The sequence below is a fragment of the Corynebacterium glucuronolyticum DSM 44120 genome (assembly GCF_030440595.1).
Lineage (GTDB): Bacteria > Actinomycetota > Actinomycetes > Mycobacteriales > Mycobacteriaceae > Corynebacterium > Corynebacterium glucuronolyticum.
This window is the reverse complement of record NZ_CP047452.1, coordinates 887,798-901,937: the sequence shown is the minus strand read 5'-3', so window position 1 is coordinate 901,937 and position 14,140 is coordinate 887,798. Positions and strand designations below refer to the sequence as shown.

Genomic DNA, 14,140 nt, shown 5'->3' with positions numbered 1-14,140 from the left:
AGTTAGGTGCGTGAGTACAGCAGTAGCCCCGACCCCTGTGAGCCATGTTCACCCACGCACGCCGCTCCCCCCTGCACGGCGTTTACCGTGGTCAAAGCAGGATTGGTGGAACCTCGGTGTTCTCGTGGCACTAGGGTTTTTCACTCGGTTCTTTGGGTTGGGCGCGGCCACCGATGGTGGCACCCCCGTGTTCGATGAAAAGCACTACGCTCCGCAGGCGTGGGAGATCTTAAAGAGTTCCGGTTTCCTCCAACCCGGCATTGAGGCCAATCCTGGGTTCGGCCTCGTCGTTCACCCACCGCTATCAAAACGCATCATGGCGATGAGTGAGGCGGTGTTCGGTTATTCGCCCTGGGGCTGGCGCACAATGGTAGCCCTGTTCGGTGTAGCAATGATCGCGCTCCTTTATCTTCTAGCTCGTGACATCTCTTCCTCTCGGGTCGCTGGTGCCTATGCCGGAGTCTTGGGGCTTTTCGACGGTGTGCTCCTCGTCAGTTCCCGCTTCGGAATGCTCGATATTTTCCTCGCTACCTTCGTTGTTGCCGCTCTGTACTTCCTTGTCCTCGACCATCAACAGATGTGTCGACGAATGTACGACATGCGCATGGATACAGCGGGCTTGGGTCCGCGACTTGGATTTCGCTGGTGGCGTTTCGCATCCGGAATCTGTCTCGGTGCCGCCGTTTCCGTAAAGTGGAGTGGGCTCTACTTCATGGCGTTCTTCGGCCTCTATGCGGTCGCATTAGATTGGTACCGCCGACGTACGTTCGGTGTGGAGAAGCCCCTCGTCGGAGCGTTGCTCCGTGATGCCTTCCCGGCGTTCGCCAGCATTGTCATTCTGCCGGTTGCGCTATACCTGTGGTCCTGGCGTTCTTGGTTCGCGTCCGAGACAGGTGTCTTCAGGCACTCACTGGAAGCGGGAGACTTTGAATCCTCGCTTCCCCTTCCTCCGGCCCTCTTAAATTTCTTTTACTACCACAAGGAAGTCCTCGAGTTTCACAGCTCCCTGACTAGTTCCGGTGGTCACTCCCACCCGTGGGATTCTAAGCCCTGGTCGTGGCTCGTAGCTGCCCGTCCAGTCCTATATTCATCGGGCAGTTATGATGACTGCTACGTCGGCGACTCGTGCAAAACCATGATTTATCTCTTCGGCACGCCCATTATTTGGTGGCTTATCGTTCCGGGGATCCTATGGTGCCTCTGGATGCTCATCACGCGACGAGATCTACGTTTTTCCGTTCCTCTCATCGGCTTTGCAGCGGCGTTTCTCCCCTGGCTCGTCGTATTCGACCGCCAGATGTACTTCTTCTACGCTGTCCCGATGATCCCCTTCGTTCTCGTTGGATTCGCGCTCATTCTCTCCCAACTAGACAGGTGGAAAACCTGGGGACACTGGATCGTTACGGGCTATCTCACTGCCGTCGCAGCAAGCTTTGTCTGGTTCTCGCCCATCCTCTACGGACTGCTCATCCCCTCCGGCCTCTATGACGCCATCATGATGCTCCCCAGCTGGCGCTGATTCCGATTTCTATGATGCGGATCCGCAGGACCAGAAATGATTAGAACGTTGGCCTGGCATTGGCAGCTTGCCAGGCTCTCCGCACAGCCGACCTGCCGTAGCCGGACAACCACGTCCAGACCAGTACGAGCGTTGCTGCTAGGAGAAGCAGCAAACCGACGATATTGCCGTTGGAAAGCGTCCCCACGATGAGGTCTCGTGCGGCAAACCCAAAGCTGAAGGTCCACAGTGTGGCAAAGATAGGCAGCATTCCCGTTGCTACTTCTGTCTTCCAGGATGCGAAAAGTAGCCCAAAGCCGAGCGCTACACGGGCCGCCGCTAGGTTGACCATCATGCCTGAGACGAGGGGATCTTCGGAGAAAATCCCCTCTGTCACGAGGTGCGTTGACTCCACGAGAGTCGCGATTGCCCAGATGATGTAGGCGATCCCAAGGAGGACGAGCAAGGTACGCGCAATTGCGAGGCTGGTCGCTCTACGGCTTTCTGCTCGGCGCACTTCTGGACCAACTCCAGCAAGGATAAGATCCGTGAGGTCAGGTGCGTCATCATCCGTAACCGAAAGCTCAGCCTTGAGCAAACGAGCATTTTCTAGATACGCTCGGCAGTCCGCACACCCCTCGAGGTGCGCTTCGATGATCGTGTCATCGACGTCCGCTTTCTCGTTGTCCAGCTTTGCCGAAATCGCTCGCTGAATTTCCTGGCAGCTAATCATCGGCGAACACCCGATCTAGGCTCACTCGACCCGCACCAAAGACGACAATCATGATCAATGCGGCGATGAGGACCATCACGAATTCTGGCCCTCCCTGACCGACAAAGAACCCGCTTCCCCAGTGTGCGAAGAAGATCGCGGCACCCATCAACAGGATGAGAACTCCGGCGACAATCGTGCTTAAAAACCCAAGAATGAGCATTCCACCACCGGCTAGTTCGGCGATCCCGGCGGCGTAGGCGGAAAATCGAGCATTTGGCACGCCCATTGCGGAGAATTGGCCTGCGGTCTCAATTGGCCCGGTAATAAACATCTTGTCCCACCCGTGGGCAATGAAGACTACGCCCAGCACCAAACGAAGGAGCAACAGTGCAGTTTCTCGAATGAAGGGACGATCCATGAAACTTAGGATACCTTCCCTACCACTCGTCGCATGAGATACTCTCTTTCATCGCGCGCCAGCTGTATGTACTGCGCTCAGCAACGACACAAAACCTGTTTCACTCACACACGTGAATGCAACTCTTGTGGAACCCACGCATTGCTCGAATCCCCCTCCCTACCCCGGTTTCTGGCCACTGCATCGTGGATGCAGCGTGAACTCCACCCATCGTGAGCCTTCACGCCTGATTCCGTTTTCTTCAGTCGGGATCTGGTTTTCTCAACCGGGTTCTGTTCTTTTAAACCGGGCCCCTGTTTCGTAAGCCTGATCCTGGTTTTCATTCCAGCCCTGGTTAAGACTTTGTATTCCATTGTCACATAAGTGCTACGAAGTAACCGTGGCGCAGTGCGCATCCCCGCCATCGAATGCTGCCTTTATTGGACTCCACAGGGGGAGAAAAAATGATCACCAATCCGGCGTTAAGCAGCACGGATGAACCCCCACTGCGTGAAGAGAACGAACGAGTTCACTCGATCAGATACGCAAAATCCCCAGGCGAACACTCACCTGGGGAAATGCCAACCGTGGAGCCTACGAGAATCGAACTCGCGACCTTCTCATTGCGAACGAGACGCGCTACCAACTGCGCCAAGGCCCCTCATTGGTACGGTGACTAACGATACTCTCCCGCAACCAATTTCCAAAAATGGGGGGCGCTTTATCCGGCTTGCTGCAGCTCCGAGGATACGAACTGTACTTCTGGCAGCGACCCATCGAAATCTGGGGACGGATCATCGACCTCCAACACAATTCCGGCCGGCGTGCGCAAGCGGGCGGGGATTGATTTCTCCTCTTCTGCCCCCAACTTCACTCCTAGGCGAGCGCGACGGAGGTTACGGATTCGCCGAGCGCGAACCCGATTTTCTTGCTTCACCTGCTGACGTAGCGCCCACAGATACATCGCAATCGTGGCGACAACGAGTACCGGGAGCATCCACATCCAACGCCCGACAAGGAACGCGACGGGAATCGACGCAACCAAAGCAACAACTAGGGCAAGGAGTGTTCTCTTGCGTCGCTCGTAGCGGTCGAGACTGACCTCGGCATCTGCCTGAGGGTCAAATCCACCGCGACCTTTTCTACGCTCGGCGAAGGCAATTTCTTCGGCACTGAGTTCCTGTGATTCCGCATCGTTATCTTCAGCAACGGCAGCCTCAGTAGTCTCGAGCTCGTCGGTGTCGGGCTCACCGGGGTAAAGCAAATCAGCGGGTTCTGTGTAGGACGTGTCGAGGTCGTATGTGTCTCCGCACTCGCGCTGCTCTTTTTCGCTGGGCGCGCCGAGATCAACACTGTTCTCTTCGATTTCGCTCGTGTCACTACTGTCAGCTGCTGTGAGGTCCTCAAGCATCGACGCATCCACTCGCACGGCGACGCTTCCACCCGATTCCGCGAGCACTTCCCCATCCAGCACTGCTTCAGCCTCAGTGTTGTCAGCGGAGCTTTGTTCCGAAGCCGACGCTCCTTCTTCGTCATCGAGGTTGTCTTCGAGCTCGTAGGAACCAACAAGCTCGTAATCCTCGGACACCTCCGCATCCTCGCGATGGATATCGCTCTTAGTAAAACGCGGTCGACGGCGCGGCACGTTGATTGTCCCGGAACCGCCCTCGTACACCACGCGGGTCTCTTCAAGAGCTTTGTTAGTACGCCTGATCGGCTTCTGCCCACGAAGGAGCAGGGGCGCGAGGACGAAAATCCACATCACTACGATGAGCACGATGGGAAGATTTCCGGACACGTGGGTTCCACCTTCAAGCTAGACGACGATTTTTACGCTATGTGAATTTTAAGCTTCGCGCCGGTAGCTGCGGGTTATGCCACGCGGAAAGGCGGAAAATTAAACTACTCGCCCCATCCGCCACAGTCTGTTGATGGCGAGAGTGGAAAAGTCGTCCTCGTTGAGAGCCACCATGACGTGATCTCTCCACTGCCCGTCGATATGCAAAGCCCCTCTCAGGTATCCCTCCTGCTGGAAACCAATTCGGGACAGGACTGCACGTGATGGTTCATTTTCCGGAAGATACGTCGCGGTCAATCTGTGCAGTTTCATCCGCGCGAAGGCGTGGTCAACCCCGAGAGCGACCGCTGTCGTGGCCACCCCCATACCCCGGTAGCGGGAGCTCACCCAGTAGCCTATCCATGCTTCGCTGACTGCTCCTCTTTGGACATTACCCAAAGTAAGCTGACCGGCAAAGGCGCGGTTGACGGTGACTGCGAGCGGCACGAGTCGACCGGCGTAGGCCTCGTGCGACAGGAACTTGAAATTCGTGTTCCACGCGCTGACCGAGTTCGCGGTCTTCCAATCAAGAGCTGTGGGCTCTACCGTTCGGAGTGAGTCCTCATCTTCTCGTCGAAAAGCAGACCAGAGCTTGCCATCAGCTTTGACCGTTGGGCGGAGCTGAACACTGATCCCCGAAGGTAGCGTAGCTACCGGGGTTGCCTCAGGCCATCCAGGGTGAGACTCCGGTTCGTCGAAAAGCAAATGGGCAAGCCGATCAATCATTGCTAGCCCTGAGAGAGAAACATGACATCGACAACGTCGCCCGGGCGAACATCGGGTTGCTCCTCGGGGATCACAATGTACGAATTCGCCTCCGCGAGCCCCGCGAGCAAGTGGGCCGGAGAGCCTGTCGCACCGGAAAGCCCCTCAACAAGGTAATCCTGAGTCTCCGCGTCGCGCATAAGTCGGGCACGGATAAAGCCACGCCGACCGACGCGGGATTGCAAGGGCCCAAGAGCTCGCGCTTTCACGAGACGCCGGTCAAGTGGCCGCTTCCCCAGGCCTGCGCGGATCATGGGGTGAACGAAGGCCTCAAAAATAACCAACGATGATACAGGTGTTGAAGGCAACAGGAAGCAAGGAACTTCATCCGATCCCAAGACAGCGAACCCCTGAACACTACCTGGGTGCATCGCCACTCGAGTGGTGTCAACCTCACCTAGCTCAGAGAGGATTCCTTGAATTTGCGTCGCACCGGCACCACCAACAGCCCCGGAAATGAGAATGATTTCGCTGCGGATCGTCTCACCCTCGATGACCTCACGGATGCGTCGCGGTTCCCCCTCAACAATTCCCACGCGACGAACCTCCGCCCCTGCGTCCTTTGCGGCGGCAGCAAGAGCATAGGAATTGATGTCGTACACCTGTCCACGCCCGGGAACGCGGTCAATGTCCACCAGTTCCTTGCCGACAGACAACACTGATACTCGGGGACGCGGATACGCCAACACCTTCGAGTGACCGACGGCAGCCAGCAAACCGATCTGTGCCGGGCCGAGGATCGTCCCCGGGCTCACAGCCACATCGCCCTCATTAATGTCCTCGCCAACTCCCCGTACAAATTCTCCGGATGCCACAGGTTTGAGAGGGCGGACGAACGACGTTCCCTTGTCTGACCAGGAAAGCGGCAAAACTGAATCTGCCAGCGTGGGAAGTGGAGCACCGGTATGTACACGCATGGCCTGTTTCGGCTGCAAACGCATCGGTTGTTGTGAACCCGCCGGAATTTCACCCACAACGGGCAGGCGAGCGTCGCGGCTGGAGGGATCCTCAGGTGTGTCCTCCCCGTGGTTTCCGACAATCGCGCGCGTGCCACCAACATCAACCGACCGAACGGCGTAACCGTCAATGGCAGCCATCGCAAATCCCGGTAACGGGTGTGCCGCTTGAACCTCCTCGGCTGCGAGAAGACCACCGGCATCTGTGATAGCCATGCGGACGGGATCGGGCACAAGCGCGTTCGCCAGGGTTACTTCCTTGTGTGCCTTCACCGATCGCATAACAACTCCTCCGGGCCACGTGGCCACGATCTCCTACTTATGCCCTACGGGACAAAACTCTACCCGAGTAGATCCTCCAAAAAGCGACGAATCCCCGGCCCGTACACGGGATCCTGCAAACCAAAGTCCACACAGGCCTTGATGTAACCGCCTGGGTTGCCGAGGTCATGGCGCGTTCCGTGGTGAACGATGACGTGAACCGGCTCCCCCTCCTCAATGAGCAGCTCGATCGCGTCTGTCAGCTGCAACTCGCCTCCCTTACCAGGGGTAATCCTGCGGAGTGCATCAAAAATTTTCCGATCCAACAAGTAGCGCCCAGTGGCGGCAAGCGTTGAGGGGGCATCCTCGACGGACGGCTTCTCCACCATCGTTTTCACGCGGGCGACGTCATCCATCGGACACTCTTCTACATCGAAGACCCCATAGTTGGAAACCTCCTCCTTGGGGACATCAAACGCGCAGAGAACCGATCCACCGAAGCGGGCGCGAACCTCAGCCATTTTTTCCATCACACCCGTGGGAAGCACAAGATCATCCGGAAGCATGACGGCGACAACGTCTTCATCATCGTCCAATGCTGACTCGGCGCAGGCCACAGCGTGTCCGAGACCCAATGGCTTATCTTGCTCAACGGCAATTGCATCAATGATCTCCGGTGCCCGACGCACCTTCGCGAGCTGCTCGTCCTTGCCCCGCTCCTCGAGAGTTTTCTCTAAAACCTCGTGCGGGCGGAAGTGATCGAGAACCTCCTTTTTGTTCGGGGAGGTTACGACAGCGAGGCGTGACGCTCCAAGCGCGGCTGCTTCCTCAGCAATGAGTTCAATCCCGGGGGTGTCAACGACAGGAAGCAGCTCCTTAGGAACGGTTTTGGTGGCCGGCAGGAACCGCGTACCCATGCCTGCGGCAGGGACGATGACAGTCTTCACCGCATGCTTATGGTCTGAAATGGATAGGGTCATGAGCAATACACTACTAATACGCTCTCCCCAAACGTCCACTAGGTCAGTGTTTGCGTGTCTAGAGTGGAGACATGGAAACCAAAGCTGAATACAGGAAGCACCTGTTCGCGCAACGAAAGACACGCTCCCAATCTGAAACAGCAGCTATCCGCGATGCCCGGCTCGCACAGAATGTTGTCGCGGAAATCACGCGGCGTGGTGCTTCCCGCGTGTCCGCTTACTACCCCACTTCGGGGGAACCAGGAGGACGCTTTCTCATCCCCGCTCTGAAAGATGCCGGACTGACAATTTTTCTGCCACTCTCCCTCCCCCAGGGGCAGCTCGCGTGGGCCGAGTACATCGACGACGACCACATGGCACCAGGGGCCTACCGTATTCCGGAACCCACGACCCAACCTTTTTCAACACTGCAGGAGGCCGGAATCGATTTCATCATCGTTCCCGCGCTGGGGGTTGATACCCAGGGGCACAGACTTGGAAAAGGCGGTGGCTACTACGACCGGCTACTTGACGCAAACCCCACGATTGCCCGTGCCGTTGTCGTTTACTCCGACGAGGTCCTCCCCGAGGTTCCCTACGAGGCACACGACGCACAGTGCGATTGTGTGATCACTGACTAGTACACTATGACGCTATGAAGTTCTCTTTTACTGCCGCCCTTGCAACCGCGACGCTCGCACTTTGTGCCCCGGTCGCTTCCGCCTACGATGTAAACGTGGGAATCGACCCGCAGTTCGGACCCGTTTGCCAGATCACCGACTCCTCGGGGGCACAGTCCGTTCTCAAGGATCAAAGTGACGCGGTCGTCCGTATGAATTCCGATATCCGCACTGGATTGAGGAATGATCTGCCGTCCGGTGTGAGGAAGAACTTCAATGTCGTTGATCGGCTAACTGACCTGCAGATGCAGGAGCAGGAGATCGCCGACGACGACATCAATGCTGGTCAAAAGGCCTTCACGGAACTAGAGAACTCGGCAACTGCTGCAGGGTGGAACCAGCAGGAACTTAACATCGCCTCGTACCCGGCCCCGGAGGAGCAGATTCCCACCCTCCTTATCCCGCAGGCACAGGCTTCCCAATTCCTCGAGTCCGACAACCTTTACAAAACGTTAGCGGAGTCGACGCTGTCCTCTAACGGTCAAGTGCTGCAAATGATGAGTGACCGCGGCGCCAAGGTAGCCAGCAAAGCAATCGGCACATTGAATTCCCGCATGCAAAAGGTTACTGAGGGATCCGACGATGCGGCCCTCCGCAGTTCCCTGCAGCTTTGTGCAGACGGCGTGTCTGCACAGGACGGCGCTTATGATGCCTCTGTTACCCAGCGACTACCCCTCACCGGTGGCTTCGGTTCGGGCTCTGCGGCTGGCCTTGCCGGTCTTGCCGGGATCGCACTCCTGCTCGTTGTCTGCCTCACCGTGGGCGGAGCCAAGCTGCACAACTAGCAAGCGGAATACAGGCAGGCTGCACAACCGGCAGGCTGCACAACCGGCAGGCTGCACAACCGGGCAGCCGGTCTAATACACTGCGTGGTCATGATCGTCCCCTGTGCCACATACATGAGGCCCGCACAGGAAGACCAAGAACCCCATGACCTTGTTTCGGCAAATGTGCACTGTTCCCTATCCAGTAGTACGTAGATCCAGTAGTACGTAGACACGACCGGAGTCCACGGACGCGTTACAGTTCCTCCGGCTTAAAAGACCCACGGACCAACACGGATGCCGTTTCCTTACGCTTACTCGTTTAGCTCGACTTTCTTACCCCTGGTTTTCTCTCATCCGTCGCGCTCCCGAACCCCCGTCACTAAGTTCCCCTCCACTGGCTCTCCAGTGGCTTTGAGTCGTTCGTGCGAGCCGTAGCTCATTCGGCCAGCGATCCGGTTGGCTACTGCGCGGAACCTAAGCACGGTGCTCGCACGTCTAACAGTCATGAACGCCTTTCTCACACCGGGGTGGCATCGCAGCCTGTGGCTGCGCCGGATCGCTGCCGTCAGTCTTGTTATCCTCGCTGCCACTCTTTCTCTCACACGAAAAGATCCCACAGTGGTCACCCTCAGTCGCACTGTTTCCGCGGGTGAAACGCTTGCACCCAGCGATTTTTCGCGCACCTCAGTTCCACAGAGTCTCATCCCCGACAATGCGGTGACGGATGACACCGCAGCCCATGGCAACGTTGCTGTGACGACACTCAGCCGGGGACAGATTTTGACATCAACGAGCTACACGGGCGAAGGAATTACACCAGCCGGGCTTACTTCCGTCCCCCTCAGACTCGCTGACCCAGCTACGAGTGAGCTTCTCAAACATGGGGATTCGGTGACGATTGTTGCTGGGGACGGATCTATTGTGTGCGAAAAAGCAACCGTTATCCTTCCACGAAAAGATACGGTGTTGGTGGCGATGGACAGCGACCTGGCCCCGGCGGTCGCCAGCGCCGCTCTGAATGGACCTGTCACCGTCGTTGTGCGTAGTGCGGTGGCATCTGTTCCCGCCAAAACTCCTCAGTAAAGGTTCCATCGGATTCCGAGGGGGATGCGGAGGCATCGTCGTCAAGCTGGACAACTCTGTCTGGCTGAGCAGGTTGACCAGCTGTTGGGCGATCCGCCTCCCGGTCATAATCGTGCGTGGATTTCTTGGAAATTCGGCGCCGACTCCTCCTAGTTGCCATCCGAGGATCCCTGAAGTTGCCCAACGACATGATGCGACAGTGGGAGCAGTGTTGCTACACCGTCGCGGATAGCACTTCGGGAAGCCGCCAGATTCACGATAAGCGTCGAACCTGACACCCCGGAAATCCCTCGCGATGTCGCGGCATCGAGTGCCCCGCAGGCGATCCCCGAGGCGCGAATGGCCTGGGCGATGCCGGGGATCTCCATATCCAGCAACGGCTGCGTTGCTTCAGGGGTTTTATCGCGTGGGCCAACCCCGACACCGCCGACGGTGAGAACGAGATCGACTCCACCGACAACGGCGGTCTCGATTGCCTGCCGTATTGCGGATCGCTTGGACTCTACCTCAATTAAGCCTCCGACGTGGAATCCACCCTCGTGCAGAAGCTCGGCAAGGAGCTTGGAATTTTTGTTGCTGCGATCACGAATGTTTACGACGAGGGCGCGATGAGGAGTCGGTTCGAGGTTCGCTTCCTCCTCAGCGCGCAGGCTCGCAAGATCCGGCTCGGCAACGTCGTCGAAAAAGGTCATAACCAAAAACTTACTCGCTCGAGAGAGTTACCTCTACCGTTCGCGTCTTCTCCGTATCCGGATCCGTCACCTCCAACGTCACCGTTGATCCGAAGTCCTCCGAACGGACGGCCGCGATCAGTGAATCTGCGGAGTCGATGCGCCTGTCATTAATGCGCGTAATGAGGTCACCGGGGTTAAGATCCACACCTGCTGCGGCACCCGAGGGATCGACCCCTGCGACTAGTGCACCATCGAAACGGGAGTTCACGGCGAGCTTCACACCGAGCATGGGATGCGTTACCACGCCGGAATTAAGAAGCTGATCAGTGTACCGCTTGAGGTTGTTCACCGGGATTGCAAAACCGAGGCCGATAGAACCCGTCTGGCTGGAGCCCGAGGACAGCGAGGCGATGACCGAGTTCATACCGATAAGCCGACCATCCATGTCTACGAGCGGACCACCGGAGTTGCCGGGGTTGATAGCAGCGTCGGTCTGGATAGCGTCGATAAGCGAAGACTGACCAGCCTCCCCGCCAGCCGCACGCACCGGACGCTGCAGGGCAGAAATAATACCGGTAGTGACCGTTGCAGATAGGCCAAGCGGAGAGCCAACCGCAACCACCTGCTGTCCCACTGCGAGGGAATCCGAATTGCCGAGTTCAATAGCTGGCAGCCCGTGAACATCGCGGACTCGGATAAGCGCCACATCGGTAGACGCGTCGCCCGCGACAAAGTCCGCGGGATGGCGCTCCCCGTTGTTCAGGGTCACTTCAATCTCACGGGAGTTCTCTCCGGCGACGTGATTATTAGTCAGAACGAGACCGTCGCTGCTGATAATTGACCCGGAACCTTCACCAAGAGCACTGTCCGAGAGAACACGAATGGAAACGACGGAGGGGAGAACCTTGGCTGACACGGCTTCGACAGATCCGGCCGGGGCGGGGTCGGTATTTACCGGGGCTTCCTGGGAAAAAGTCGTCTCCTCCTGAGCATTTTGCATCGAGGAAACTGCAACCCCGGTAATGGAACCAGCGGCTACAGCTCCGACGAGCATTAACGCCAGGGCGGCCGGCAGTCCCACTTTCCGGGGTTGTTTAGACGATTCTTGTTCACTAACTTCCACGGCGTCACGAGCGTCGTTCGGCTGTGGAGCGTTCCACATAGATTCACCGTATGTCATAGTGAACGATCTTATTACGTTGTCCTGTATTTTCTCCGTTGCCAGAGCTGTGTAAGGAAATCACTTCTGCTGCCATCTTGCTGTGAACGGGTAGCTCGGTCCTCGTCATCTGCGGGGAGATTCCCAGCAGTTCCGGGCAAAATGACAGTCATGAGGTTCCCGCCGTCGTCCGAATCGCCGACGGTGATCGTGCCGTTATGCCTGTTAATCACACTTTTCACAATTGCTAGCCCGAGGCCAGAGCCGGGCATAGACCGGGCCTCTGCTGAACGATAGAAACGCTCGAAAATTTTGTCTCGATCAGCCAGCGGGATGCCGGGCCCTGAGTCCGCGAATGTAAGTTGAATCATTCCGGATTCGACTGGCTTCATATTGATTCTTACTGTGCCGTTGCGGGGCGACCACTTTGCCGCGTTGTCCATGAGGTTTAGCGTGGCGCGCCCGAGAGCAAAGGGATCGCCTTTGAGCTTCCACGGGTACGGGTTGAATGCAAACGACACATCGGGACGGCGACGCTTCACACGCTCCAGAGACGTGTCCATAACCTCCATGAGGTCAACATCTTCAGCCACGAATTCTCGGCTACCGTCCTCTCGAGCCAGGTCAACGAGATCACCGATAAGGGTGGACATTTCCTGAATCTGAGCGACAACGTCCTTTTCGATAGCCTCACGATCTTCGTCGGAGATCATCGCATTCTTCTGTTTGCTCACCATCATGAGCAATTCGACGTTGGTGCGTAGAGAAGTCAACGGAGTCTTCAGCTCGTGACCTGCGTCGGCAACCAACTCCGTCTGTCTATTGCGGGAAGCCTGCAAAGCAGCGAGCATGTCGTTGAAGGATCGCGTCAACTGGGCGATTTCATCACTTCCGACGACGGCCATGGGACGCAGCTCGTCGGTACGGGCAACATAGTTCACTGCTTGCTGCAGCCGAGCGATCGGCCGTAGACCCGTGGAGGCCACAACAATTCCGGTAGCGATTGCCATGAGCACGCCCGCAATTGCAATCAGTAGCAGCACCATTCCCAGGTTGTTGATGATGCGATGGGTTGTTGCCATATCCTGTGCAAGAACAACCGTTGCGCCCGTGTTTCCGTGCAGCGCAAGCACTCGCTCCTCGCCGGCGTTCCGAATACTCAGCTCCTGGCCGCCCTGAACAACGGGGATCTCGGAAACAAGCTGGATCGAATCGCCAACGGGGTTGGGCGAACCGGGAATGTACACCATTGCCCGCGTGTCAGGGTTGTAGCTCTTGAAAGCGGTCACCTCGGCAGCGGGGTCCAAGAGGAAGGCGGGATCAACAGTCTCACTGATGAGCGATTCCGCCTTTTCCTTCATGGCTACATCGACGTTACGGGTGAGGGCAGTAGAAACCACCCAGTACGTCACCACTGTCATGAGTCCAACAGCTACAGCCACCATGAGGGCGGTGACTAGGGAAAGCTGCCAGCGTAAAGGAGCTCTACGGCCCCACTCGGAACGTTGACGCGCCACTCCACGGCGCAAGATCACGGCGCCGTCTCTCGCAGCACGTAGCCAACACCGCGAACGGTGTGGATGAGGCGGGATTCACCGTTGGCTTCCGTCTTCTTGCGCAAATAGCCGATGTACACCTCGAGAGCGTTACCCGACGTGGGGAAGTTGTAACCCCACACCTCTTCCAGGATGTCAGAGCGGGAAAGCACCTTCCGCGGGTTGCGCATCAGGTATTCGAGAAGAGCAAACTCCGTCCGAGTGAGGCTAATTGGCTTCCCACCTCGCGTGACGTCGCGCGTATCGGGGTTGAGCACCAAATCCTCAAATTCCAATTCTTTGGGCTGCTCAGGAGCCTGAGATTCAGTAATTGAACGGCGGAAAAGACTGCGCACGCGCGCTAGAAGCTCTTCCAACGCGAACGGCTTGGGAAGGTAATCATCAGCACCAGCATCCAAGCCAGCAACGCGGTCAGAAACACCATCGCGTGCGGTGAGGAGGAGAATGGGGCGGTCATCGCCGGTGCTCCTCAAAGTGCGACACACTTCAAGTCCGTCCATCTGCGGCATCATCACATCAAGGATGACGAGCGTCGGCTGTTCCTTTTCGATGAGTTCGACAGCCTGAGCACCATCTTCAGCCAGGACTACCTCGTACCCGTTGAAGGTCAACGACCGTCGAAGCGATTCTCGCACCGCTTGTTCATCATCAGCAACAAGTATCTTCATTTCTTCCCTCTAAAATGCGGTCTTTCTAAGAATAATACCATTAAGGAAGCTCCTTTTAGACCTCACTCCAGTTTGCCCCCAGGTGACTATCATGCCAGCTCCAGACTTCTTCGAGGTGAGCTAGGTAATTACCAGCTAAGTTACGCCTGTGTAACGTCAAAGCAT

General features: G+C 57.2%; 14 protein-coding genes and 1 tRNA gene. 4 read left to right on the top strand and 11 right to left on the bottom strand.

The annotated features are described in order from the left end of the window. The first annotated feature begins 10 nt into the window (after positions 1-10). Positions 11-1,519 (top strand): dolichyl-phosphate-mannose--protein mannosyltransferase, encoded by a 1,509-nt coding sequence (locus tag CGLUCO_RS04270; protein WP_198481432.1) that lies wholly within the window; start codon positions 11-13, stop codon positions 1,517-1,519. A gap of 40 nt (positions 1,520-1,559) precedes the next feature. On the opposite strand, the gene CGLUCO_RS04265 is transcribed toward CGLUCO_RS04270, so the two are convergent. From CGLUCO_RS04265 to CGLUCO_RS04235, 7 genes are all read right to left on the bottom strand, one after another. Beyond that, positions 1,560-2,231 (bottom strand): zf-HC2 domain-containing protein, encoded by a 672-nt coding sequence (locus tag CGLUCO_RS04265; RefSeq protein ID WP_084035914.1) that lies wholly within the window; start codon positions 2,229-2,231, stop codon positions 1,560-1,562. Continuing rightward, complete coding sequence (locus CGLUCO_RS04260) at positions 2,224-2,631, bottom strand: DoxX family protein (protein ID WP_005391797.1); 408 nt, start codon at positions 2,629-2,631, stop codon at positions 2,224-2,226. The genes CGLUCO_RS04265 and CGLUCO_RS04260 overlap by 8 nt, the downstream gene beginning before the upstream one ends. Before the next feature lie 567 nt (positions 2,632-3,198). Next, positions 3,199-3,271: transfer RNA gene (locus CGLUCO_RS04255), tRNA-Ala, on the bottom strand. Between the two features lie 60 nt (positions 3,272-3,331). Next, positions 3,332-4,408, bottom strand: a complete 1,077-nt coding sequence (gene sepX, locus CGLUCO_RS04250; RefSeq protein ID WP_198481433.1) for a divisome protein SepX/GlpR — start codon at positions 4,406-4,408, stop codon at positions 3,332-3,334. A gap of 99 nt (positions 4,409-4,507) precedes the next feature. Then, positions 4,508-5,173: a GNAT family N-acetyltransferase gene (locus CGLUCO_RS04245; protein WP_084035916.1), complete on the bottom strand. Its 666-nt coding sequence runs from the start codon at positions 5,171-5,173 to the stop codon at positions 4,508-4,510. A 2-nt stretch (positions 5,174-5,175) separates the two neighbouring features. Beyond that, the gene (glp, locus tag CGLUCO_RS04240; RefSeq protein ID WP_084035918.1) at positions 5,176-6,450 is read right to left on the bottom strand and encodes a molybdotransferase-like divisome protein Glp; all 1,275 of its coding nucleotides are present in this window, start codon (positions 6,448-6,450) and stop codon (positions 5,176-5,178) included. Positions 6,451-6,509: 59 nt separating this feature from the next. Continuing rightward, positions 6,510-7,409: a UTP--glucose-1-phosphate uridylyltransferase gene (locus CGLUCO_RS04235; RefSeq protein WP_005395802.1), complete on the bottom strand. Its 900-nt coding sequence runs from the start codon at positions 7,407-7,409 to the stop codon at positions 6,510-6,512. A gap of 71 nt (positions 7,410-7,480) precedes the next feature. Between CGLUCO_RS04235 and CGLUCO_RS04230 the strand changes: the two genes are divergently transcribed. From CGLUCO_RS04230 to CGLUCO_RS04220, 3 genes are all read left to right on the top strand, one after another. Continuing rightward, positions 7,481-8,029: a 5-formyltetrahydrofolate cyclo-ligase gene (locus CGLUCO_RS04230; RefSeq protein ID WP_005391788.1), complete on the top strand. Its 549-nt coding sequence runs from the start codon at positions 7,481-7,483 to the stop codon at positions 8,027-8,029. Positions 8,030-8,043: 14 nt separating this feature from the next. Beyond that, on the top strand, positions 8,044-8,853 hold the full coding sequence (locus tag CGLUCO_RS04225) for a hypothetical protein (protein WP_005391787.1): 810 nt from the start codon (positions 8,044-8,046) through the stop codon (positions 8,851-8,853). 486 nt (positions 8,854-9,339) lie between these two features. Further along, positions 9,340-9,918 carry an SAF domain-containing protein gene (locus CGLUCO_RS04220; RefSeq protein WP_084035920.1) on the top strand — a complete coding sequence of 193 codons (579 nt, stop codon included), beginning with the start codon at positions 9,340-9,342 and terminating at the stop codon, positions 9,916-9,918. Between the two features lie 149 nt (positions 9,919-10,067). Here the strand turns inward: CGLUCO_RS04220 and CGLUCO_RS04215 are convergent, their stop codons facing one another. Genes CGLUCO_RS04215 through CGLUCO_RS04200 form a run of 4 tightly spaced genes read right to left on the bottom strand, consistent with a single transcriptional unit; the run spans position 10,068 to position 13,975 of the window. Then, complete coding sequence (locus CGLUCO_RS04215; RefSeq protein ID WP_005391785.1) at positions 10,068-10,610, bottom strand: MogA/MoaB family molybdenum cofactor biosynthesis protein; 543 nt, start codon at positions 10,608-10,610, stop codon at positions 10,068-10,070. A 10-nt stretch (positions 10,611-10,620) separates the two neighbouring features. After that, complete coding sequence (locus CGLUCO_RS04210; RefSeq protein ID WP_005391783.1) at positions 10,621-11,772, bottom strand: trypsin-like peptidase domain-containing protein; 1,152 nt, start codon at positions 11,770-11,772, stop codon at positions 10,621-10,623. Positions 11,773-11,786: 14 nt separating this feature from the next. Continuing rightward, positions 11,787-13,286 carry a HAMP domain-containing sensor histidine kinase gene (locus tag CGLUCO_RS04205; RefSeq protein WP_239171075.1) on the bottom strand — a complete coding sequence of 500 codons (1,500 nt, stop codon included), beginning with the start codon at positions 13,284-13,286 and terminating at the stop codon, positions 11,787-11,789. Beyond that, on the bottom strand, positions 13,283-13,975 hold the full coding sequence (locus CGLUCO_RS04200; protein ID WP_005391779.1) for a response regulator transcription factor: 693 nt from the start codon (positions 13,973-13,975) through the stop codon (positions 13,283-13,285). The genes CGLUCO_RS04205 and CGLUCO_RS04200 overlap by 4 nt, the downstream gene beginning before the upstream one ends. Positions 13,976-14,140: the final 165 nt, after the last annotated feature.

Coding starts and splice junctions, on each gene's coding strand:
- CGLUCO_RS04245 (WP_084035916.1), bottom strand. CDS start 5,173: ATGATTGATCGGCTTGCCCATTTGCTTTTCGACGAACCGGAGTCTCAC.
- CGLUCO_RS04230 (WP_005391788.1), top strand. CDS start 7,481: ATGGAAACCAAAGCTGAATACAGGAAGCACCTGTTCGCGCAACGAAAG.
- CGLUCO_RS04225 (WP_005391787.1), top strand. CDS start 8,044: ATGAAGTTCTCTTTTACTGCCGCCCTTGCAACCGCGACGCTCGCACTT.
- CGLUCO_RS04200 (WP_005391779.1), bottom strand. CDS start 13,975: ATGAAGATACTTGTTGCTGATGATGAACAAGCGGTGCGAGAATCGCTT.
- glp (WP_084035918.1), bottom strand. CDS start 6,450: ATGCGATCGGTGAAGGCACACAAGGAAGTAACCCTGGCGAACGCGCTT.
- CGLUCO_RS04260 (WP_005391797.1), bottom strand. CDS start 2,631: ATGGATCGTCCCTTCATTCGAGAAACTGCACTGTTGCTCCTTCGTTTG.
- CGLUCO_RS04265 (WP_084035914.1), bottom strand. CDS start 2,231: ATGATTAGCTGCCAGGAAATTCAGCGAGCGATTTCGGCAAAGCTGGAC.
- CGLUCO_RS04235 (WP_005395802.1), bottom strand. CDS start 7,409: ATGACCCTATCCATTTCAGACCATAAGCATGCGGTGAAGACTGTCATC.
- CGLUCO_RS04210 (WP_005391783.1), bottom strand. CDS start 11,772: ATGACATACGGTGAATCTATGTGGAACGCTCCACAGCCGAACGACGCT.
- CGLUCO_RS04215 (WP_005391785.1), bottom strand. CDS start 10,610: ATGACCTTTTTCGACGACGTTGCCGAGCCGGATCTTGCGAGCCTGCGC.
- CGLUCO_RS04220 (WP_084035920.1), top strand. CDS start 9,340: ATGAACGCCTTTCTCACACCGGGGTGGCATCGCAGCCTGTGGCTGCGC.